The organism is Bosea sp. BIWAKO-01 (genome assembly GCF_001748145.1).
In the GTDB taxonomy this organism is placed as follows: Bacteria; Pseudomonadota; Alphaproteobacteria; order Rhizobiales; family Beijerinckiaceae; genus Allobosea.
The window spans coordinates 6,739,622-6,760,284 of sequence record NZ_BCQA01000001.1 but is presented as its reverse complement, the minus strand read 5'-3'; the positions used below and the strand labels follow the sequence as shown (position 1 = coordinate 6,760,284).

Here is a 20,663-nt window from a genome sequence, read left to right as displayed (position 1 = left end):
GCCTTGAAGCTGTGATCCTGCGCGTGCGTCGCGAGCTGGCCGGTTGTGCTGGAATGTTCATGAATAATAACAGAGGAAATACAGTCAAATCTGCCATTCTAGGCATTAGAGGGCATCTCTCTTGCCAGCAGATCGCGCTGGATCGCACCGCGAGATGCGTCGCATGCGCATCGACCATGCCCGCGGCATTCAACCCGGCATCGCCTGGAGAGACTGCCTTGACCGCAGCGCGAGCATGTCGGCGGGAAGCCGCTGCCATTCTGGAACGCGCCCGCCGATCTTCGCGACCTGTTCAGGGGCTCGCCAGGACCCTTGCTGCCGCCAGGAGATCGTCGACATCGGCCTGTGTTGTGGCAAACGAGGTCACGAAGCGTACGACGCCGGGCTCCCAACGGTCGTGGTAGAACTGGAAGCCCTGGGCCAGCAGCCCCTGGCTGAGCGCGCCGAGGCCGAGCTTGGCATTGGAGTCGCCGAGCCCGTGGAAGCAACCGCGTTGCAGGCATCGGTATGTCGGCGCGCGCTCACTCAGCCAGCGCTCGCATGACCTTGATCAGGTCGGATTTTCCCTCGAATCCGATTCCTGGCAGGTCCGGCATGACGATGTGGCCGTCCTCGACACGAACCGAGTCCGGGAAGCCGCCATAGGGCTGGAAGAGATCGGGGTAGCTCTCGTTGCCGCCCAGGCCGAGGCCTGCCGCAATGTTCAGCGACATCTGATGCCCGCCATGGGGAATGCAGCGGGACGGCGACCAGCCAAATTGCGAGAGGACATCGAGCGTTCTGAGATATTCGACAAGCCCGTATGACAGGGCGCAGTCGAACTGAAGCCAGTCGCGATCCGGGCGCATGCCACCGTAGCGCAGAAGGTTGCGTGCGTCCTGGTGAGAAAAGAGGTTCTCGCCCGTCGCCATCGGCCCCGGATAGAATTCCGAGAGGGCGGCCTGGAGGGCGTAGTCGAGCGGATCGCCGACTTCCTCGTACCAGAACAGAGGATAGTCCCGCAGCATCTTGGCGTAGGCGATGCCGGTTTCCAGGTTGAAACGGCCATTCGCATCCACTGCCAGCTGGGCTTGCGATCCGATCTCCTTCAGCGCCGCCTCGATGCGCTCGCGGTCCTCGTCGATCGGGGCCCCGCCGATTTTCATCTTCACGACAGTGTAGCCACGATCGAGATAGCCCCGCATCTCCGCCTGGAGCGCCGAATTGTCCTTTCCTGGATAATAGTAGCCGCCTGCCGCATAAACGAAGACACGCGGATCGGCTTCGCGGCCCTTCATCTCGGCCAGAAGGCGGAACAGGGGCTTGCCGGCGATCTTCGCGACCGCATCCCAGACGGCCATGTCGAGGGTGCCGACCGCGACGGAGCGCTCGCCATGTCCGCCCGGCTTCTCATTCGACATCATCGCTGCCCAGATGCGCTGGGGATCGAGATTGGTGCCGGCATCATCGAGCAGGCTCTTCGGCTCGGCTTCGAGAATGCGATTGCGGAAGCGCTCCCGGATGAGGCCGCCCTGGCCATAGCGCCCGTTGGAATTGAAGCCGTATCCGACCACGCGTCGGCCGTCGCGGACGACGTCGGTCACGACGGCAACGAGGCTGGCCGTCATCTTCGAGAAGTCGATATAGGCGTTGCGGATGGGAGAGGCGATGGGCTTCGTGATCTCGACGACATCGACGATACGCATGGTCAGGTCCTTCCGTCTGGTTCTGGATTGTGTGCTGGTGGAGCGTCAATGCGCCGGAGCCGGCGCGATCCTGGCCGGCTGGCCTCTGTGAGGCCGTTCGGCTTGGCTATGCCGATAGCGAATGTTCCCGATGAGGGGAGGCTGGGGACATTCGCTCGCCTGGTGAAGCCTGGGCGATCGGCTGCAAGCTGGTGTCGAGCTAGGGCGCGGCCCGTCCGATCCCGGCCGAAGGTCCATCGACGTTGAAGGCGAAATTCGTTGATCCGGTCGACTTTTGAAGGGTTCTTCATTCACGAAAGGGCCCAATTCTGTTCCCGCGAGGTATTTGCCTGCCACTGTTCGGGCGCCGCCGAGCGAAACCTCCGCATCAAGGGGGCAGTGTCGACGGAAACGATCGCAGGTGTGACGGGAGCGATGGTTAGAACTGGTTTGCGGCAATCGCCAATGCTGTTGCCGGAATTGATCATGCGTTTTAGGCATTACCAATGGAACTGATCTGGCTTGAGGATTACCTGGCGCTGGCTGATGCCTTGAATTTCTCCAGGGCCGCTTCTGCACGGCACGTAACCCAGCCGGCCTTCAGCCGGAGGATCCGCGCGCTTGAGGATTGGATCGGTGCGCCCTTGTTCATCCGCACCACGCATAGCGTCGCACTGACACCGGCAGGCGAGCAGTTCCGCAATCAGGCCGAGGTTCTGACACGCGCGTTGCATCAATTGCGGCGCGATACCCTGGAGGTCGCCGGCCGTGGCGCTGGCCCGCTGTCAATCGCGGCGACACATGCGCTTTCCTTCACGTTCTTCCCGAAATGGGTCCGTGGAAATGAGAAGATCCTGGCTCTTGGGACCCTCAACCTGATCTCCGACAGCATGCAGGCCTGCGAGCAGATGATGCTGCGGGGGGATGTGCAGTTCCTGCTTTGCCACCATCACCCGAACATCAGCAGCCGGCTTGAAACCAGCCAGTTCAAGAGCATCGTGGTCGGGGCCGATACGCTTGTTCCGCTCAGTGCGCCTGACCAGGATGGGGCGCCGCGCTGGCGGCTCGAGCGCACTGCGCCGGTCAGGTATCTCGGTTACAGCGAGCAGTCCGGCCTGGGGCGGATCATTGCCGGGCTTCGGGGCGCAGCAGATCGAAGCTTTGCGCTGGAGACCGTCTTTACATCGCACCTCGCCGCGACGCTGCTCTCGATGGCACGTGCTGGAGACGGCGTCGCCTGGCTGCCCCGGACTTTGGCGGAGGAGGATATGTCACTCGGCCGGCTGGTCCAGGCCGGTGATCCCGGCCTGGCCATCCCGATCGAGATCCGACTGTTTCGTCCCGCAGCGCGGCAGGGGCCGATTGCTGAGGCAGTCTGGGCCGCGTTCGAGCGGAGTTGAGAGTCAGCCGGCCATCAGGTGGCTGTAGAGGATCGAGCTGCCGAGGCCGATGAGGGCGAGACCACCGATCCGCTCGGCCCAGCGCCCGAATTTGGCGCCGACCAGGTTGCCGGCCATCATGCCCCCCGTCGACATCACGAATGTCGCAAAGCCGATGGCCAGCGCGACGACGAAGATGTTCACGTCCAGGAAGGCGAGCGACACGCCGACCGCCATGGCGTCGATGCTGGTGCCGATTGCGGTCGCCATCAGGGCCCAGAGCGAGTTGCCCTGCGCCGCATCACTGCGCTCGGCCGCGGGCTTCATGGAATGCAGAAGCATACGTCCGCCGACGATGCCGAGCAGGACGAAGGCGATCCAGTGGTCGACGGCCGCGACATACTGGCTTGCGGCAAGCCCCGCGGCCCAGCCGACGAGCGGCGTGATCGCCTCGACGATGCCGAAGATCGCACCCGTGCGCAGCGCCTCCTTGAAACGCGGGCGGCTGGAGGCGGCGCCCCGGCCGATGGAAGCCAGCAGGGCGTCAACGGACATGCCCACGGCGAGCACGGTGATGGAAACAGGTGACATGACGTTCTCAAGACGCGGACGGAGGACCGGACGGATTTCGGGCCTCGTCCGCAAGGCCTCACCGTCACGGTCTCGCTTGGCCGAAATCATCCGGCTGATCGCACCACGCAGTCCTCGCCGCGAGCGTGTTGATGCGATCGCGCGCCGAAGCACGCCGCTACTCCCCGATGCGTCAGCGTCTAGTGAAACGCGTTCTATCTGTCAATTCGATAATGATTTCAAATTCTTAGCATTAAGACGCATTTGCATGTAGATAGGCTGCTGCCCTGTGCCGGGACCTCGCTCGAGGCCCTGGGAATCCTCGCGCATCGACGCGTCCGGCGGGCGAGAGCATGCGGGGAGGGGCGCGTGCGCCGGGGCGATCCCGAGCCTCACGAGCAGCGCCCGCATGGGCCGGTCCCGCCGGGCCACTGGTCAAACACGCGATCTTGAAACGGCAGCAAACGGAATTTCGAAGACAGCAATGGCCGGATGCGTAGGATCGCGCTCCCAACGCCAGAAACACCAAGGGGAGAACACCAGTGTCGCGCCTGACCGCCAAGGATTTTCCGCAGGAACTGCTCGAACTGTACGATTATTACGCGCATGGAAAGATCACGAAGCGCGAGTTCCTGGACCGGGCCGCGAAGTTCGCCGTGGCCGGCGCGACGGCCGCCTCGATCCTGGCCTCGATGAGCCCCGACTATGCGCTCGCGCAACAGATCTCGTTCACGGACCCCGATATCATCGCCAGCTACATCACCTATCCCTCGCCGAAGGGCCATGGCGATGTGCGCGGGTATCTGGTGCGCCCGGCAAAACTATCCGGCCGCGTCCCCGCCGTGGTCGTCGTGCATGAGAACCGCGGCTTGAACCCCTATATCGAGGATGTCGCGCGCCGGGTCGCGAAGGCCGGCTTCATCGCGCTCGCTCCCGATGGCCTGAGCTCCGTCGGCGGTTATCCCGGTAATGACGAGAAGGGCCGCGAGCTGCAGCAGAAGGTCAATCCGGAGAAGCTGATGAACGACTTCTTCGCGGCCATCGAATTCCTGATGAAGAGCGATCAGACCACCGGCAAGGTCGGCATCACCGGCTTCTGCTATGGCGGTGGCGTCGCCAATGCGGCCGCCGTCGCCTATCCCGAACTGGGCGCTGCCGTGCCGTTCTATGGCCGCCAGCCGCGTGTCGAGGATGTGCCGCGCATCAAGGCTCCGCTGCTGATCCATTATGGCGAGCTCGACACCGGCATCAATGCGGGCTGGCCGGCCTATGAGGCGGCCTTGAAGGCAAACGGGAAGACCTATGAGGCCTATATCTATCCAGGCGCCAATCACGGCTTCCACAACGACTCCACCCCCCGCTATGACGAGGCGGATGCCAAGCTGGCCTGGGACCGGACCATCGCCTGGTTCAAGCGCAACCTGAGCTGAGCGTCGCCGCAGCCATGCATGAGCACGGCTGCGGGCGCCCCGGGATAGATCCGAATTGGCCCTCCCCGATGAGGGGAGGGCCAGACCTCATCGCCGTGCGGCGGCCCGCGCTGAACGGCCATGTTTCAGAACGGGCGGTGCATCGGGTCGGGCGATCCGCGCAGACACCGCAAGAGGGGCGAGCGGGCCCGTGGCTCCACGTGGCCGCCGGAGCGTCAATGGTGTAGCGTCGTCGAAACCGAGACGAGATGGCCCGTGGCATCGCCAATCGATTCCGAACTCCTCAAGACTTTCGTGACGATCGTGGAGACGCAGAGCTTCACCCGCAGTGGTGAACATCTCCGGCGTACGCAGCCCGCGATCTCCATGCAGATGAAGAGGCTCGAAGAGGCGCTTGGGAAAACGCTCTTCGATCGAACCAGCCGGGGCATCCGGCTGACGCGCGAAGGCGACATCCTGCTTCACTATGCGCGGCGTATCCTGGCCCTCGATGACGAAGCCCAGGCCCGGATTGCGCAAGCCGGCGTCCAGGGCATCGTGCGCCTCGGGACATCCGACGACTACGCCACCATGTTGCTGCCCGATATCCTGCGGCGCTTTGCGGCGTTGCAGCCGGGTATCCAGATCGAGATCGCCTGCGGCAACGGCGATGCCATGGAACGCAAGCTTGGCGAAGGCGTGCTTGACCTCGCTCTCGTGGCTCGGCCTGGCGCAGCGTCCGACCCTGACACGATCAGAACCGAGGAGCTTGTCTGGATCAGCAGCAGGCAGGATCTGACGAGGGCGCGCCCCATTCCACTGGCGGTCTTTCCAGAGGGATGCGTGTGCCGCAGCGCCATGGCCGAGGCGCTCCATCGCTCGGCTCTCGACTGGCGCGTCGTGTTCTCCAGCGACAGCATCGCTGCCGTTCACGCGGCCGTTCGCTCAGGCATCGCCGTTACCGCGGTGGAGCGCAATCTGGTGCCGGGCGGCGTCCGGATCGCAGAACGAGGGGATGGGCTTCCCGCGCTGGGCCAGATCAGCCTGATGCTCAGGACAAACCCGGCGAGCACCTCGCCGGCCGTCGCAGCGCTTGGGGCCGAAATTCAGCGCGGGCTGGCCGTTGAAGGGCCTTTGCCCGCAAAGCTGCTCCGTCAGGCATCGCTCGCCGCTGCGGCAGGCTCGGTAGGCCGATTATAGGCGACGACCGCGACCGCGCTCAGGATGATGATGGCGAGGCCGGCACAGGCCAGGAGGTCGGGCACGTCTCCGAACACGATGAAGCCGAGGATGGCGGCGCCGACCACCTCCGCATAGGTGAAGGGCGCCAATGTGCTCGCATCGGCCCGCTCGAACGCCTTGATGATGAGGAGGTGAGCGATTGCCGCGATGATCCCGATCGCCGCGAGCAGGACCCAGTCCCGCCAGGCGGGTTGCTCCCAGACGGTCGCGACGACAGCGCTGGATGCGAGGCATCCGACAAGGCCGGTCTGGTAGACCGAAACCAGAGGGGGAATGCGGTTCTCCACGATCCTGGTGAGGAGAAGGAAGACGGCATAGCCAACGCCCGCCAGCAAGCCGACGAGATAGGTCCATTCCCAGGACGTCGAACTCGGGCGGATCGCAAGGATGATGCCGAGGAAGCCGGCGGCGATCGCGGCCCACTGCACATGGCTGACCTGTTCCTTGAAGAAGACCATGGCAAGGATGGTCAGCAGGAACGGGGCGACGAACCACAGGGTGAGCGCTGTCGTCAGGGGCATGAAATGGATGGCCACGTAAAACAGCGCGACCGCCAGAAAGAGCGCCGCACTCCTGGCGGCGTGCCGCCAGGACATCACCGGCCGCAGAGCGCCAACTCCGTGCCGCACGGAGATATACGCGCCGGTCGCCAGGCAATGGAAGAAGAAACGCGCCCAGATCACCTGGATGACCGGTAGCGTCAGGGACATGTATTTCGCGATGGTGTCGGAGATCGGAAGTATCTGAAGCGCGAGAACGAGCAGAATGACCCCGGTCAGCTGTCGTTGGTCCATGCCGTCATCCCCCGGTTGAGCCAGGGGACTACGCGCAGAAAAATGTTCTCAGAAGAAATCCATAATTCGAATGCCAGCATCAATGGAAATGATCGTGGTGACCGGGCGATGCACGCAGGGGGAATAGCCTGCTCGCATTATTTCGCGCGCCATCTTCATTGCCTGCCAGGCGCGTCAGGATGGCGATAGAGGGTGCAGCCTCATCTTGCCTCCGCAGGCCACCGGCTGTGCAGGTGACATGCGTCCCCTGGTTCTTGAGACTGCTCCCAGACCGTCCTAGTCAAGGGATTGGATCCCCTCCGCCAGGTCGTACCAGCTGTGCCGGCGCGAGGCCCAGAAGACGGCGGCCGGCGGGGCGAATGTCGTGTCGACGAAGCACCCCACCGAGATGACGAGGGCGTCCGGCAGGGCTTCGCCTTCCATGTACACCAGCGTCCCGCATGCCGGGCAAAACGTCTGTTCGACCCAGCGGCCTGCATCGCTGCCGCGCCGCCACTTGCGGCGATCGCCTTCGATCCGGCTGATCGCCGCCCTTGGAAATCGGGCCCGGTACGAAAAGCTCGATCCCGTTGCCCGCTGGCATTCGAGACAGGCGCAGGCATAGACGCGCGCAGGGGCACCGCTGACGGTGATCTTCAGAGTGCCGCAAGCACAGCTTGCCGTTCTTGGGTTGGCCCCTTCCGCAGCCCCATCAACTGAGGGATCATCTTTGCGCAGGCGATCATTCATGGTCACTGTTACCGGTTTCGCGAGAGGGGGCCGCCCCAGGGGCGGCATGTCGAGAACGTCGTTTCTGCGGGAACATCGTCTCTGGACGAGCCCGCCTGGAGATCAGCGCATGAACCGGGTGAGAGCCGCGAAATCGTCCTGCAGGTGCCCGGCCGCTATCGCCGCCTTGAAGATGCTGTCGAAGGCGTCCGGCACGGCACGGTTCAACCCGCGCTCCCGGCTGACCTCGAGCAGGGGCTGGAAGGCGCTGTAATGGGCTGCGATCGCCGCGAGCGTCTGGTCGTCGCCACGGTAGCGCCCGTCCCGCGCCCTGGTCACAAGATCCGCCACCGCGCCGTCGATGGTGGGTTTGAACGGCTGCAGATATCGCGCATAGGCATCGAGTTCGATGCCTTCGGCCTGGCTGACCGCAATCGCCTGCAGCGTGCCAAAGAGCGTGCCCCAAAGCTGGCTGAGAAGCGCGATGTCGAGTGCCGACGCATGGCCGAAATCGTCACCGACATGCACCGCGTTGCCACCGAGCGCCAGGAAGACGTCCCTGTTTTCGTCAAACGCGTGCTGCGAACCGGAATAGAGGATCGTCGCGGATGGTTCGCCGATGAAGTTCGGCGTCGCCATGATCGCTCCATCGAGATAGCCAACGCCATGCCCCTTCGCCCATTCGCCGGTCTGTCGTGCCTGGCTGGGGGACCCGGAGGTGAGTTGGACAAGGAGTTTGCGGCCGAGCGCGCGCGTGACGGACGCCGAGCGAAGATGAGCGTCGGCAGCCGCATAATCGATCACGTTGACGACGACGATGTCGGAGGCCGCGATGGCCTGGTGCAGCGACGGGACGAACCTGGCTCCGAGGGCGGCGAGCGCCTCGCCCTTTGCCGGTGTCCGGTTCCAGACATGCGTGACATAGCCCGCCCTGAGGAACGCGCGGGCGAGCGCTGAACCCATGCGCCCCGCGCCGACAACACATATACTGGCCATGAAAGACAACTCCGATCGGCTGGGGAGCACGCTCGTCGCGCCTCCGATGATGTTGCCGATGAATTGGAGAGGTCTTCGATCTCTGTAAATTACGCACTATGAAGTAAGCGCTAACTCTCAGGTAAGGCATCGGAATTGAAACGGTTGCAGCATGACGATTGCGGCTTTGCCTCGGCGCTCAACGCAATAGGCGGCAAGTGGAAGACGCTCATACTGTGGGAGGTCAATATTGCTCCGCGCCGCTTCGGCGAATTGAGGCGGCTTCTTCCTGGGATTAGTGAGAAGGTCTTGGCCCAACAGCTTCGCGAAATGGAAGTCGACAGCCTCGTTCATCGTGAGGTTTTTCCGGGCGCCGTTCAAAGGGTCGAGTATTCGGTCACGGAGTTCGGAAAGTCCCTGAACTCCGCCGTCATCGTCCTCTCGAAATGGGGAAAGGACCATGAGGCCAGGCTCGCGTTGAAGGAGGAGGGTTGTTCCCAGGCCGCGGCCGGAAGCAGTGTCGGCGCGTAAATCCAGCGCGGCAGGTCGCCGGCATTGAAGTTGGGGGGTCGTTTTCCCACCGAATCAGCCTCATGATCCCAAGCGGTGCAGCCTATCGTTCCCGCGAGGTCCCATGCGCCTTGTCCTGACCACGACTGCCGTTCTTCTCCTTGCAGCCGCCCCAGCCTTTGCCGATGAGCGCAGCGAATGCCTCGCCGGGATCGGACGCCTGCGCAGCGCGGCTGCCGCACGACCTGTTCCCGCCAACAAGGACGCGCTTCTCGGCACGTTGCGCCGGGCGGAGCGCGAGGCCGGCGAACGCCAGTTCGACGATTGCGTCGAGATCCTCAAAGCCGGCGCCGGTGGAGGGGGCAAGAACGGCGCAGATGACGATGACGCCGGCGAGGGCGCCGAAACCGAGGACATGTTCGGCTTCACGCAGGGCACCAGCATCCTCGAAAAGGGCAAGTTCGAGATCTCCGGCGTGGGCGAGGGGGCATTCGGCAAGCGCCTCGGCCGCTATCGGACAGGAGGGCTGGGCGGCAGCTTTGCTTTCGCGCCGGTCGACGGGCTCAGCATCGAGATCGGTGCGGCCGGCAACAGCGTCTCGATCCGCGACGTGCCGGGGCTGGACAATCGCAACGGCGGCGGCTTCGCCGGCTTCTCCACCGAGTTGAAATGGCAGGCGATCAAGCGGGGGGCCGGCTCGCCGGTTGGCCTGACCTTCATCGTCGAGCCGGGTGTGAGCTTTCGCGACGCTGATGCCGGCGGACGCGGCCGAGGCCTGGGGGTGGAGGGGCGGATCGCGCTTGATGCCGAACTTATTCCCAGGAGGTTGTTCGGTGGACTCAACCTGATCTACGAATTGGAGAAATTCCGCCCGCGCGGCCTGGATCTGTTCAACGGCAAAGCCGAGCCCCTGGAAGGCGTGTCATCCGGGCCATGCCAGCCCTATGCCGAGGACGACGCCCTGGAGACATGCGTCGCGTCTGCGCGCCGCATGTCGGCTGAGCGGTCCTCCCAGCTGGGCCTCTCGGGAGCGCTCGCGTTCCAGATCAACCCCAATGTCTTTATCGGCGGCGAGGTCCGCTATTTGCGCTCCTATGCCGGGCTCGGATTGAACAGCTTCGAAGGGCACGCCGTCTTCGTCGGCCCGACCCTCTACGCCAAGCTCAGCGAGAACGTGTCGATCTCCGCAGCCTACTCCACCCAGATTGCCGGGAAATCGGAAGCCACGCCAGGCCGGCGGCTCGATTTCGACAACTTCGCCCGTCACCAGGCCAAACTGAAGATCTCCTACGAATTCTAGGCAAGGCCGCGCTCGAGCAGGCGATCAACGTCCCAGTGCCTTGCGGGCGTCGTTGACCGCGTCGAGGCACTCGTCGAATTCGCCCTCCTGTTCTTCGCGCCGCGCGACGCGGAGCGCCGTCTCCAGCTTGCGCAGGGTGGCCGCTGGCGGCTTCCTGGCGATCTCGGCCTGGATCACGATGATGCCGTTCGTGCATTCCGACCTGTCATCGGCTTTTGCCGGGATCGCCACCAGGATCAGGACGGAGGTGAGGGTAAGCATGCGCATGGCTTGCCTCCGTCACTTCACGATGAAGGTGCCGGTCATCCCCTGCGCTTCCAGTCCCTGGATGTACCAGGGGTACTCGCCCGGCCGGATCGCCACGAACTCGACATGGATCGTGCCCTGGTCGTCGAATTCGAGATGATGAGGCGCACCCTGCATGTGCACTTCGAGATGGTTGATGACGATCTGGTTGATCCAGCTGTTCCGGAAGAACTCCGGTGCGAAGAACTTGTATTCCTTGCCGCCCTTCGCCGTGATGGAGAGGCGGTAGGACTTGCCGGATTCCATCTCGATCTGCTTTTGGGAGACGACGTAGTCGCGGCCTTCGTCATTCCCGAGCACCAGTTCGGGCAGATTTGTCCGGCCCTTCACAAGGTCGGCGGCCGTCGCCTGGCTCAAACCGAGCAGGCCCGCCAGCAAGAACCACAGCAGATGCATGTCATCCTCCCCGTTCTTGTTGCAGTGGAATAGCCCAGGAGCAGTCGACCTTCGTTGGATCGTTGCTCGCGGCATCAGGCATTCGTTCGCTGGTCTCTCCATCTTTGCCGGGGGCTGGCGTGATATTGCGGACCGGGCAAGGACTGGCCCGAAGCCTCTCGCTCTGTAATGATACCCAGCAATCACCAAGGTCGACAGTAACACGGGCGCGGACGCGAAGAAGACAGAACCGCCACCATTGTCGCTGAGGTGATCGCGATGCCGGAGGCTCGCGTCCGGAGCGTGACGGCAGTCTTCGTCAGCACCATTCCGTTCTTAACACAATCGAAGGAGCCGGACATGTCCTGGGTCGCATGCGGAGTGGAAGCAACGGCATGTGCAACAGCGCCGGCAATGCAGTCTTTCGCGCCGTGCAGTTGCGGGAAGCCGGCTGCCTGAGGCGCCCCGATGAAAGCCATCGTTCTTGGCGCGGCTGCGGGGGGCGGCTTTCCGCAGTGGAATTGCCGGTGCCGGGTCTGCGCGCTGGCCTGGAGCAGGGATCCCCGCGCGCCCTGGCGGACGCAATCGAGCCTCGCGGTGACGCTCGATGACGAGAGCTGGATCGTTCTGAACGCGTCCCCCGATCTTGGCAGCCAGATCCGGGCCACGCCGGCCCTGTGGCCGCGCGCAGGGCGCCATTCGCCGATCGGCACGGTCATTCTCAGCAGCGCGGAGATCGACCATGTCGCGGGGCTGCTCAACCTGCGCGAGCGGCATCCCTTCGATCTGGTCGCGCTCGCCCCGGTCCTTGACGCGATCGAGGCCAATCCGATCTTCACGGCGGTGCCGGCGCGTCGCATGATCGCGACGGCCGCGAACCCCATCGTGCTGGCCGGCGGACTGACGGCGGAACTGTTTCCCGTCCCTGGCAAGGCACCGCTCTACCTCGAGGACAGCGCACCCCGGCTCGAGTCAGAGGCTGGCGAAGCGGCGGGCATCCGGATCGGCGGCGCAGGGCGCTCGCTCGTCTATATCCCAGGCTGTGCCGCCTTGTCCGACAGCGTTCGTGACGCGGCCGAAAGCGCGGACGTGGTGTTCTTCGACGGCACCCTGTTCACGGACGACGAGATGATCCGCAGCGGCGTCGGCGAAAAGACCGGTCGGAGGATGGGGCATATGCCGATCACGGGCCCCGGCGGCTCGCTGTCCTGGCTCGCCAAGCTGCCTGCGGCGCAAAAGATCTATATCCATCTGAACAACACCAATCCGGCGCTGATCGAAGGTTCACCGGAGCGTCTCGTGATCGAAGCCGCGGGCATCGCGGTGGCTAATGACGGCATGGAGGTGCGGCTGTGACTGCTTTGCTATCGCCCGAGCAACTGGAACAGCGCCTGCGCGAGGTCGGAGAGGCGCGCTATCACGACAAGCACCCCTTCCACACCAGGCTGCATTCCGGCCGGTGCACGAAGGGCGAGGTCCAGGCCTGGGCCCTCAACCGCTTCACCTATCAGGCCCATATCCCTGTGAAGGACGCGTTCCTGATCGCCCGGACCAATGACCCCGCGCTCCGCCGGGCCTGGCGCCAGCGTCTCGTCGACCATGATGGCGAGGGGGACGGTGAGGGCGGCATCGAGCGCTGGCTCAGGCTCTGCGAAAGCCTGGGGCTGGCGCGCGCCGATGTGCAGGCCCATCGCGGTGTGCTGCCGGCGACGCGCTTTGCGGTCGAGGCCTATGTCAATTTCGTGCGCGAGCGCCCGCTGCTCGAAGCCGTCGCATCCTCCCTGACCGAGCTGTTCTCGCCAAAGGTCATCCGCCACCGCGTCGAAGGCATGCTGGCGCATTACGACTTCGTCAGCCCGGAGAGCCTGAGCTACTTCACCGCCCGCCCGGAACAGGCCCGGCGCGATGTCGAGACCGCACTCGCCTATGTCACGGCCCATGCCCGCACGCCGGCCGAGCAGGAGGCGGTGATCGCGGCGCTCGAGTTCAAATGCGACGTGCTCTGGGCCATGCTGGACGCGCTGCATCACGCCTATGTCGAGCCCGGCCATATTCCGCCCGGCGCGTTCGTGCCGGCGCGCTGATCATCGCGGTCATGAGTGGCTGAGCCTGCAAAGCTGATTGCTGCGCCGGGCCCCACGCCTTATCCTGTTGCTCGCGTGGCCTGCTCGACCTGCTATGATGTCAGGGAGATGCGATCGTGAGCGGAAAAGCTTTCGCCGTCTTGCTCTGCCAGGTCATGGCTCTGGTGCTGGCGACCGCGCCATGGCCGACGCAGGCGCAGGAGACTCCGGTCGATATCCTGTTCGCGCGTCCTCATCTCTCCGGCGTGTCTTCGGGCACGGAACTGACCTATCGCCTTGAACGCTTGCCCTCCGACACGAAACGGCTGGGCGAGCCCTTCGGCGACGACATCAAGCTCGTGGTCAGATCCGTTGCAGCCAGCGGCAGCCGCGATATCGACCTGCGCATGTACACGGGCGAGCGGGCGCGCGACCTCCTGTCGATTCCTGACCTGACAGGCAATCCGGTGCTCGTCATCTTCCTTGATCGGGCGGTGAGCAACATGGCGCAGCTCACCGGCGGAACGACGCCCTATTTCAAGGACCGGCTGCGCGCCGGCCTGCGCGACAAGGCAACAAGCGAAGCCACCAAGGCGGAATTCGAGGGCAAGATGCTGGATGCGACGCGGATCGTCGTCAGGCCTTTTGTCGACGATACCAATCTCGGGCGGATGCTGGGCTATGAGGGCAGCCAGTTCGAGTTTTTGGTGGCCGAGGCCGCGCCCGGCATGCTGCTCGACATGACCTCAAGGTTCGTCAGCACATTGCCGGATGCGCCGAAACTCGAGGAGCGCATCGTCCTGAAATCGGCGAGCGCCCGGCCATGAGCGGGGTCGGAATGGGAGGAGGGCGGCACCACGGTTTTCCCGCGGCTCTGGCCGGGGGGCTGCTGGCGACGATCCTCGCTGCGGGCAATGCCGACGCAGCCGAGGCTCCGGTCAACGACTATCCCACGGTCGCACGCGCCGATTACATCTTCGGGTGCATGGCGGCGAACGGCCAGACGCGTACGGCGCTGGAAAAGTGTTCGTGCTCGATCGATGTGATTGCGTCCGTACTGCCCTACAAGGCCTATGAGGAAGCCGAGACGATCATGTCGGTGCGCCAGCGCGGCGGTCAGAACGCCTCGATGTTCATCTCCATGCCCTTGATGCGCGAGAAGGTCGCACGCCTGAAACGGGCGCAGATCGAAGGCGAATTGCGCTGCTTCTGATGTGGCGATGTCCGAGCCGCCGGGGCTTGGGACGACCGGTTCAGTAGACCACGACGCTTCGGATCGACTTGCCCTCATGCATCAGGTCGAAACCGTGATTGATCTCGTCGAGGCTGAGCTTGTGGGTGATCAGGTCGTCGATGTTGATCTTGCCCTCCATGTACCAGTCGACGATCTTCGGCACATCGGTGCGCCCGCGCGCGCCGCCGAAGGCCGTCCCCTTCCAGACCCGCCCGGTGACGAGCTGGAACGGCCGGGTCGCGATTTCCTTGCCGGCTTCGGCGACCCCGATGATGATCGATTCACCCCAGCCGCGATGGCAGCATTCCAGCGCCTGTCGCATCACGTTGGTATTGCCGGTCGCGTCGAAGGAGAAATCGGCGCCGCCGCCGGTCAGATCGACGATCGCCTGCACCACCTTGTCATTGCCGATCTCGGCCGGATTGATGAAGTCGGTCATGCCGAATTTCTCGGCCATGGCGCGTTTGCCCGGATTGATGTCGACGCCGATGATCTTGTCGGCGCCGACCATGCGGGCGCCCTGGATGACATTGAGGCCGATGCCGCCGAGCCCGAAGACCACGACATTGGCGCCGGGCCAGACCTTGGCGGTGTAGATCACCGCGCCGATCCCCGTCGTCACGCCGCAGCCGATATAGCAGATCTTGTCGAAGGGCGCGTCCTCGCGAACCTTCGCCAGCGCGATCTCCGGCAGCACCGTGAAATTCGCGAAGGTCGAGCAGCCCATATAGTGGAAGACCTCGCCGCCGTTGCAGGAGAAGCGCGAGGTGCCGTCCGGCATCACGCCCTGGCCTTGTGTCGCGCGGATCGCGGTGCAGAGATTGGTGCGGCGTGACAGGCAGCTTTTGCAGCTGCGGCATTCCGGCGTGTAGAGCGGAATGACGTGGTCGCCGACCTTGAGCGTGGTCACGCCGGCGCCGACCTCCCGCACGATGCCGGCGCCCTCATGGCCGAGGATTGCCGGGAACTTGCCCTCCGAATCCATGCCCGACAGCGTGTAGGCGTCGGTATGGCAGATGCCGGTCGCCATCACCTCGACCAGGACCTCGCCCGCCTTCGGGCCGCCGATCTCGACCGTTTCGATGGTCAGCGGCTTGCGGGCCTCCCAGGCGACGGCTGCGCGTGTCTTCATGACCCGGGCCCTCCCAAGCAATCCCGATCAGGATTTCAGAACCCCCGACGCCTTTGCGATATGGGTGGAGATGAAATCCATCAGGGGCGGGGAGAGGCAATCATAGGGCTCGAGGCGAATTTCGCGCAGGCGTGCGCGAACCGCGCCCTGATTTGCCGGATCGGCCCCCGACTCGATGATCGAGGAGACGAAGGCGGCAAATTCCGGAGGCGACCAGCCGGTTTCCGGCGACAATTCGGTATGAACGAAATCAAGCCCGTAGAACGGATGGGCCGCCTTCTCGATCCGCCCGTACATATGGACGCCGCAGCTTTTGCAGGCGTGGCGCTGGATCGTGGCGGACTCATCGACGATCGCGAGCTTGTCGCCATTCTCGAGCACGGTCACCTTGTTGCGCGGCGCCACCGCGACCATCGCAAACAACGCTCCCTTGGGCTTCCAGCATTTCGTGCAGCCGCAGGCGTGATTATGGGCCGATTGCGAGTCGACGCGGACCTTTACCGGGCGGTCCGTGCATTTGCAGACGAGCGTTCCGCCCTTGAAATCGGCTGAAGCCGGCGGGAGGCCGCGATCGATCGAGGGATGGATGGCAACGGTCTGCGTCATGATTTCGTCCTCCCTGTCGCCGGTATGATCACGCGCCTGGACCCACCTCGATGCCGCGCATGGAAATCCGGTGCTCGTCTACATGCGTCCGATGGCGCATGTCCGGCGTGCAATGTGGTATTTTTCTCGCCGCGACGCTTGCCCTGAAGGGAAGCATCCCTTGTCTGCCCGCGAAGGCACGCCCCGGCCGGACGCGCCGAAGGCCATTCCTTACGAAGGGGCGGCGATGTAGAGTGGCACCGTCGAAGCGGAATGCGCGACAATGACCCACGCGATCATATCCTTGAGCACCGCCACGACAGCGGCTCCGCTGCGGTCCGAGTACTGGGCTCAGGCGCTGGGTACGCTATGCGGGCCGCTTCGCGTCGATGCATTCGGTGCCGGCACGATCGACGGGCATATCGATTATGCGACGATCCGGCGGCTGCGGCTCTGCCAGATCGAGGTCAGCCAACACCGGATCGCGCACCCCGATTCATGCGCTGAGCTGGGCGGTCGCCCCATAAAGGTGCTGTTTCAGACCGATGGCACCTCGCTGTTCGAGCAGGACGGCCGCCATTGCGTCATCACGCCCGGCGACTGTCTGATCTACGACGTGTCCAGGCCACATGTGATCACGAGCGCGGCCCTGACGAAGCATGATGTCGTCATCATACCCCGGCAGTTGCTCGAGCAGCGGGGCGTGTCGCTCGATCCGCTTCTGGCGCAACAGGTTTCGGCTCGCGAAGGCGCGGGCCGCCTGGCCCATGATTTCGTCCTGTCCGCCTTCAACGAGGCTCCGGCACTGGCGGCGGGCTGCGAAGTGCAGGTTGCCGACACCTTGCTCGATCTCGTGCTGATGCCCTTCTTTTCGCAAACGTCCTTCAGGACCTCGGGGCGCGCGGCTCTTTCATCCCGGATCAAGGCCTTCATTCGCGAGAACCTGAGCGATCCGGACCTGGGCATCGAGCAGCTCTCGTCGGCATTGGATTGCACGAAGCGCTATCTCCACATGTCCTTTGCCGATGAAGGCACGACAATCACCAGCTACATCTGGCAAGAGCGTCTGGAGAAATGCCTGGAAGAGCTCGAGTTTGGTTCGCGAACGGGCAAGACCCTGACCGAAATCGCCTTCTCCTGGGGCTTCAGCAGCTCCTCGCATTTCACCCATCTGTTCAAGAAGCGCTACGGCATGCCGCCTTCGGCCATCCAAAGGCAGGCCGGTGATCCCGCGGGCTTCGGCCGCGCCGGGCCAGTCAACCGGGTTAGCCTCGCGAGCGGTCCCCGAGGCTGATCACAAGCAGGATCCGCTCTCGGCGTGTCCGGCAGATGCCGAGCGCGGCAGCCTCCCCTATGCGCTGCCCCGTTGGTCTTCGCATTTCCCGTCAAAGGCCTGTAAGATGAGCGTCTCCGACGGCGGCCGGCGCGCATTCGGCCTCGTCGTCGGACGGGCTGGGCCACGCAAACGTGGGGGAGCAGTCGATGCTTGCGATCGTCATTTCAGTTTGCCTCGTCACGGACCCCTCGATTTGCCGGGATGAGCGGATTCCGCTGGCGATCAATGTCTCGCCGAACCAGTGCGCGAAGAGCGCGGCGCCCTATGTCGCGCAATGGAATGGCGAACATCCAGACTGGCGCGTCGTCCGCTGGCGCTGCGCCGGCGCGGATGAGAAGGACATTTGACACGAGTGCCTGGTGACGGTTGCGTCAAACGCCCTGATAGGTCCGGTAGATGAAATCGCTGCGCTCGGATGCGGCTTCGGCTTCCGCCAGCGCAACGACCTCGCGGTGCAGTGGCGACAATGAGCAGGCAGGGTCGGTCGCCGCCGCGTCGCCGGCCAGCGCCATGGCCTGGCAACGGCAGCCACCGAAATCCAGCTCCTTGCGCGCACAGCTGCGGCAAGGCTCCTGCATCCAGTCCGTGCCGCGAAAGGCATTGAACGCCGTGCCGCGATACCAGATCTCCGACAGGCTGGCGTCGCGGACATTGTCGAAGACCAGCCCCGCGATCGTCTCGGCCGCATGACAGGGCAGGGCGCGCCCTGTCGGCGTGATGTTCATCAACCGCGCGCCCCAGCCGCCCATGCAGGCTTTCGGGTAGCGGGCATAGTAATCGGGCAGCACGCAATCGATGACGAGGCGCCCGGCCGTGCGGCTCCTTGCCTCCTCGACATCCACCATCGCTGCTTCGACCTGCTTGCGGGTCGGCATCAACCTGGCGCGGTTGACCAGACCCCAGCCGTAGTACTGCACATGCGCGATCTCGATACGCGCAGCGCCCCATTCTTCCGCAAGCTCTACGAAGGCCGAAATCTGCTGCACGTTGTCCCGATGCACGACGGCATTGACGGTGAGCCGCAGTCCGAGCCGGGCGATGGCGGCCGCGACTTCATGCTTGCGCCGCCACGCGCCGGTGTAACCGGCAACGCGATCGCAGGTCTCGGCATCGATCGCCTGAATGGAAAGCTGGATATGGTCGAGGCCCGCCTCGGCGACCGCGTCCAGCACGGCCGGCTGAAAGCCGACGCCGGAGGTGATCATGTTGGTATAGAGCCCGGCTTGATGCGCATACGCGACCAGTTCAGCGATGTCGCGCCGCAGCATCGGCTCGCCGCCGGAGAAATAGATATGCAGCACGCCGAGCGCGGCGGCTTCATCGATCAGCCGCTTCCACTCGGAGGTCGAGAGTTCGCCCGAGCGCCTGTCGAGTTCGAGCGGGTTGGAGCAATAGGGGCAACGCAGGGAACAGCGATGCGTCAGCTCCGCCAGCAAACCCATTGGCGGCTGCAATTCGGGCCGCGCCGGGTGAGTCTGCGGAAGCGTCTCGACATCGCTCACAGGTCGACCATCCTTTGATCGGCGAGGCCGCGCAGGAATGTCATGACGTCGGCGGCGATCTCGTCCCGGTCGGCGTCGAATGTCGTCGCCAGATCCTGGACGATGGCTTCCACGCTGCTGGTGCCATCGATGCGCTGCAGGATCTCGACTGCCATCTCGTCAGGCTCGAACACGCGCTCGGGACCGAGAAGGAACCATTGCCGGCGGCTCTCGTCGAAACGCAGCCGAACGCCACGGGGCAGTACCGGGACGATGCTCGCGACGTCAGCGGTCGTAATGCCAGCAGTCATGGGCCAGCGCCTCGCTCAGGTTCGCATAATCAGTGCCAGGGGGCGCAATGGCACCTCAACCCGTCGCCTCCACTGTCGAGCGCGCGCCGGGCCGCCCTTCGTGTGGCAGCAAGCGCAGGGCAAAGCACGCGCGGCTATGAGCCCGCCATCAGCGATGCCCACACATAAACGCCGCTTGCGACCGCACCCGACGGCTTCCCGCCTGACACGTGAACGGACACCAACAATCCCATCGTAGCAGCCATCCCCGACGGCGGAACCGGGCGCCTGCACCGCAACCGCTCCTGGGTCGACGGCCTGTTACTCAGAACGGACGCTTCAGAACTGTGCCGGAGCGTAAGACGTCACTTCGCAGCCGACTGTCACTTCGATGATTGCGGGTTTTTTCCACTTGCGCATGATCGGTTTCTCCAGATCGTCGCCAGCCTTCTCAAGAGTAGGCGGCGGGAGCCTACACCCGCCGGCAGCCTGTTGCAAACAGAGCCCGCCATCGGTCAGGAGCCTCACTGGCAAGGGCCGGTCACGGCCGTTCATGCCCGGCAAGGCGCGAGGGCAGGCGGCCCGGAGCGGTGGGCCATGCGCTGATCTCGGTGATGAATTTCTGCCGGAAGGCCCGGCCGAAATCCTCAAACCCCTGCGCCGGGAGTACGAAGGCGCCGGGACCGCCGACGACGTTCTCGCCATACCAGCGCGCGAGCGTCTCAGCCTCGCTCCCTTCCAGGATCGGCAGCCCATTGATCGTCAGGCCGATCGCGACCAGTTCATCGCGAAGGCGTGCCGGGGCGGCTTCCGGATTGCAGTTCTCCCGTCCATCACCTGACACGTCCAGGACGACGCGTGTTGCCCGCATCGGGATTTGCGGGGTGATCTTGTCGGCAACGAAGCGCATCATCTGCGCCACGCAGGTAAATTCGCCGCCTTGCCGCGCGAGCCGGCGCACCCTGCCTGCCAGCGCGGTTGCATCGGCCGGGGTCGCGATCCTGACCCACGGAATCGGGAAGCTCGGCCTGTCGGCCCAGAGGATGACGCTGATCGCGATCGCCTGGCGCGGCCCACCGAGCATGGCCACCTGAACCGAGGGGGCATCGAGTGCGTCCGCGATGCCGTCGATCTGAAGCCGATAGCGCCGCGCATCGACGGAGTTCGAGACGTCGATCGCCAGGATGAGCGCGGTATCGACACTTGCCGACGATTGAGCGCTGCCATCGCGTGCACCTGGCTGCAGCAGCAGCAGCGCGGTCGTGAGAGCGATCAGCAGAGGGCGAACAGATCGGTCGAGCAACAGCACC

General features: G+C 64.3%; 25 protein-coding genes. 12 read left to right on the top strand and 13 right to left on the bottom strand.

What is annotated here, in order from left to right; all coding sequences use genetic code 11:
* The first annotated feature begins 163 nt into the window (after positions 1–163).
* Positions 164–544 (top strand): hypothetical protein, encoded by a 381-nt coding sequence (locus tag BIWAKO_RS36235; RefSeq protein ID WP_069881975.1) that lies wholly within the window; start codon positions 164–166, stop codon positions 542–544.
* Here the strand turns inward: BIWAKO_RS36235 and BIWAKO_RS31405 are convergent.
* A complete protein-coding gene (locus BIWAKO_RS31405) occupies positions 522–1,691 on the bottom strand; it encodes a mandelate racemase/muconate lactonizing enzyme family protein (RefSeq protein ID WP_201788725.1) in 1,170 nt (389 codons plus the stop codon). The genes BIWAKO_RS36235 and BIWAKO_RS31405 overlap by 23 nt on opposite strands.
* A gap of 479 nt (positions 1,692–2,170) precedes the next feature.
* Between BIWAKO_RS31405 and BIWAKO_RS31400 the strand changes: the two genes are divergently transcribed.
* Positions 2,171–3,064: a LysR family transcriptional regulator gene (locus BIWAKO_RS31400; protein WP_069881973.1), complete on the top strand. Its 894-nt coding sequence runs from the start codon at positions 2,171–2,173 to the stop codon at positions 3,062–3,064.
* Between the two features lie 3 nt (positions 3,065–3,067).
* Here BIWAKO_RS31400 and BIWAKO_RS31395 read toward each other — a convergent pair whose 3' ends face one another.
* Positions 3,068–3,634 carry a manganese efflux pump MntP gene (locus tag BIWAKO_RS31395; RefSeq protein ID WP_069882981.1) on the bottom strand — a complete coding sequence of 189 codons (567 nt, stop codon included), beginning with the start codon at positions 3,632–3,634 and terminating at the stop codon, positions 3,068–3,070.
* A 521-nt stretch (positions 3,635–4,155) separates the two neighbouring features.
* Between BIWAKO_RS31395 and yghX the strand changes: the two genes are divergently transcribed.
* Positions 4,156–5,043, top strand: coding sequence for a YghX family hydrolase (gene yghX, locus BIWAKO_RS31390; RefSeq protein ID WP_069881972.1), 888 nt, complete (start codon positions 4,156–4,158; stop codon positions 5,041–5,043).
* Between the two features lie 255 nt (positions 5,044–5,298).
* Positions 5,299–6,222 carry a LysR substrate-binding domain-containing protein gene (locus tag BIWAKO_RS31385; protein ID WP_069881971.1) on the top strand — a complete coding sequence of 308 codons (924 nt, stop codon included), beginning with the start codon at positions 5,299–5,301 and terminating at the stop codon, positions 6,220–6,222.
* Here BIWAKO_RS31385 and BIWAKO_RS31380 read toward each other — a convergent pair.
* From BIWAKO_RS31380 to BIWAKO_RS31370, 3 genes are all read right to left on the bottom strand, one after another.
* Complete coding sequence (locus BIWAKO_RS31380) at positions 6,177–7,058, bottom strand: DMT family transporter (protein WP_069881970.1); 882 nt, start codon at positions 7,056–7,058, stop codon at positions 6,177–6,179. The two genes, BIWAKO_RS31385 and BIWAKO_RS31380, sit on opposite strands and share 46 nt — an antisense overlap.
* A gap of 276 nt (positions 7,059–7,334) precedes the next feature.
* Positions 7,335–7,787, bottom strand: coding sequence for a GFA family protein (locus tag BIWAKO_RS31375; protein ID WP_084652078.1), 453 nt, complete (start codon positions 7,785–7,787; stop codon positions 7,335–7,337).
* 102 nt (positions 7,788–7,889) lie between these two features.
* Positions 7,890–8,762 (bottom strand): NAD(P)-dependent oxidoreductase, encoded by an 873-nt coding sequence (locus BIWAKO_RS31370; protein WP_069881969.1) that lies wholly within the window; start codon positions 8,760–8,762, stop codon positions 7,890–7,892.
* A 144-nt stretch (positions 8,763–8,906) separates the two neighbouring features.
* Between BIWAKO_RS31370 and BIWAKO_RS31365 the strand changes: the two genes are divergently transcribed.
* Entirely contained in the window at positions 8,907–9,272 is a 366-nt protein-coding gene (locus BIWAKO_RS31365) for a winged helix-turn-helix transcriptional regulator (protein ID WP_371332132.1), read from the top strand.
* 103 nt (positions 9,273–9,375) lie between these two features.
* Positions 9,376–10,551 carry a hypothetical protein gene (locus BIWAKO_RS31360; RefSeq protein WP_069881967.1) on the top strand — a complete coding sequence of 392 codons (1,176 nt, stop codon included), beginning with the start codon at positions 9,376–9,378 and terminating at the stop codon, positions 10,549–10,551.
* A 24-nt stretch (positions 10,552–10,575) separates the two neighbouring features.
* On the opposite strand, the gene BIWAKO_RS31355 is transcribed toward BIWAKO_RS31360, so the two are convergent.
* On the bottom strand, positions 10,576–10,818 hold the full coding sequence (locus BIWAKO_RS31355) for a hypothetical protein (RefSeq protein ID WP_069881966.1): 243 nt from the start codon (positions 10,816–10,818) through the stop codon (positions 10,576–10,578).
* A gap of 12 nt (positions 10,819–10,830) precedes the next feature.
* On the bottom strand, positions 10,831–11,253 hold the full coding sequence (locus tag BIWAKO_RS31350; RefSeq protein ID WP_069881965.1) for a cupredoxin domain-containing protein: 423 nt from the start codon (positions 11,251–11,253) through the stop codon (positions 10,831–10,833).
* A gap of 447 nt (positions 11,254–11,700) precedes the next feature.
* Here BIWAKO_RS31350 and pqqB point away from each other — a divergent pair, with 447 nt between their 5' ends.
* The 4 genes from pqqB to BIWAKO_RS31330 all read left to right on the top strand — a co-directional run bounded on the left by pqqB (position 11,701) and on the right by BIWAKO_RS31330 (position 14,508).
* Entirely contained in the window at positions 11,701–12,588 is an 888-nt protein-coding gene (gene pqqB / locus BIWAKO_RS31345; RefSeq protein WP_069881964.1) for a pyrroloquinoline quinone biosynthesis protein PqqB, read from the top strand.
* Positions 12,585–13,316, top strand: a complete 732-nt coding sequence (pqqC, locus tag BIWAKO_RS31340) for a pyrroloquinoline-quinone synthase PqqC (RefSeq protein ID WP_069881963.1) — start codon at positions 12,585–12,587, stop codon at positions 13,314–13,316. The genes pqqB and pqqC overlap by 4 nt, the downstream gene beginning before the upstream one ends.
* Positions 13,317–13,432: 116 nt before the next feature.
* Entirely contained in the window at positions 13,433–14,122 is a 690-nt protein-coding gene (locus BIWAKO_RS31335) for a hypothetical protein (RefSeq protein WP_069881962.1), read from the top strand.
* Complete coding sequence (locus BIWAKO_RS31330) at positions 14,119–14,508, top strand: hypothetical protein (RefSeq protein ID WP_244523606.1); 390 nt, start codon at positions 14,119–14,121, stop codon at positions 14,506–14,508. The genes BIWAKO_RS31335 and BIWAKO_RS31330 overlap by 4 nt, the downstream gene beginning before the upstream one ends.
* 40 nt (positions 14,509–14,548) lie before the next feature.
* Here BIWAKO_RS31330 and BIWAKO_RS31325 read toward each other — a convergent pair whose 3' ends face one another.
* A complete protein-coding gene (locus BIWAKO_RS31325) occupies positions 14,549–15,661 on the bottom strand; it encodes an S-(hydroxymethyl)glutathione dehydrogenase/class III alcohol dehydrogenase (RefSeq protein WP_069881960.1) in 1,113 nt (370 codons plus the stop codon).
* 27 nt (positions 15,662–15,688) lie between these two features.
* The gene (gene gfa, locus BIWAKO_RS31320) at positions 15,689–16,267 is read right to left on the bottom strand and encodes an S-(hydroxymethyl)glutathione synthase (protein WP_069881959.1); all 579 of its coding nucleotides are present in this window, start codon (positions 16,265–16,267) and stop codon (positions 15,689–15,691) included.
* Positions 16,268–16,529: 262 nt separating this feature from the next.
* Between gfa and BIWAKO_RS31315 the strand changes: the two genes are divergently transcribed.
* Together BIWAKO_RS31315 and BIWAKO_RS31310 are read left to right on the top strand one after the other, a co-directional pair.
* On the top strand, positions 16,530–17,540 hold the full coding sequence (locus BIWAKO_RS31315; RefSeq protein WP_069881958.1) for an AraC-like ligand-binding domain-containing protein: 1,011 nt from the start codon (positions 16,530–16,532) through the stop codon (positions 17,538–17,540).
* Between the two features lie 188 nt (positions 17,541–17,728).
* Complete coding sequence (locus BIWAKO_RS31310) at positions 17,729–17,929, top strand: hypothetical protein (RefSeq protein WP_069882979.1); 201 nt, start codon at positions 17,729–17,731, stop codon at positions 17,927–17,929.
* Positions 17,930–17,953: 24 nt separating this feature from the next.
* Here the strand turns inward: BIWAKO_RS31310 and pqqE are convergent, their stop codons facing one another.
* The 4 genes from pqqE to BIWAKO_RS31295 all read right to left on the bottom strand — a co-directional run bounded on the left by pqqE (position 17,954) and on the right by BIWAKO_RS31295 (position 20,662).
* Entirely contained in the window at positions 17,954–19,024 is a 1,071-nt protein-coding gene (pqqE, locus tag BIWAKO_RS31305; protein WP_069882978.1) for a pyrroloquinoline quinone biosynthesis protein PqqE, read from the bottom strand.
* A 56-nt stretch (positions 19,025–19,080) separates the two neighbouring features.
* Positions 19,081–19,374 carry a pyrroloquinoline quinone biosynthesis peptide chaperone PqqD gene (gene pqqD, locus BIWAKO_RS31300; RefSeq protein ID WP_069881957.1) on the bottom strand — a complete coding sequence of 98 codons (294 nt, stop codon included), beginning with the start codon at positions 19,372–19,374 and terminating at the stop codon, positions 19,081–19,083.
* 318 nt (positions 19,375–19,692) lie between these two features.
* Positions 19,693–19,773 (bottom strand): pyrroloquinoline quinone precursor peptide PqqA, encoded by an 81-nt coding sequence (pqqA, locus tag BIWAKO_RS37460; protein WP_113511953.1) that lies wholly within the window; start codon positions 19,771–19,773, stop codon positions 19,693–19,695.
* A 121-nt stretch (positions 19,774–19,894) separates the two neighbouring features.
* On the bottom strand, positions 19,895–20,662 hold the full coding sequence (locus BIWAKO_RS31295) for a DUF1194 domain-containing protein (protein WP_244523605.1): 768 nt from the start codon (positions 20,660–20,662) through the stop codon (positions 19,895–19,897).
* Position 20,663 lies beyond the last annotated feature (1 nt).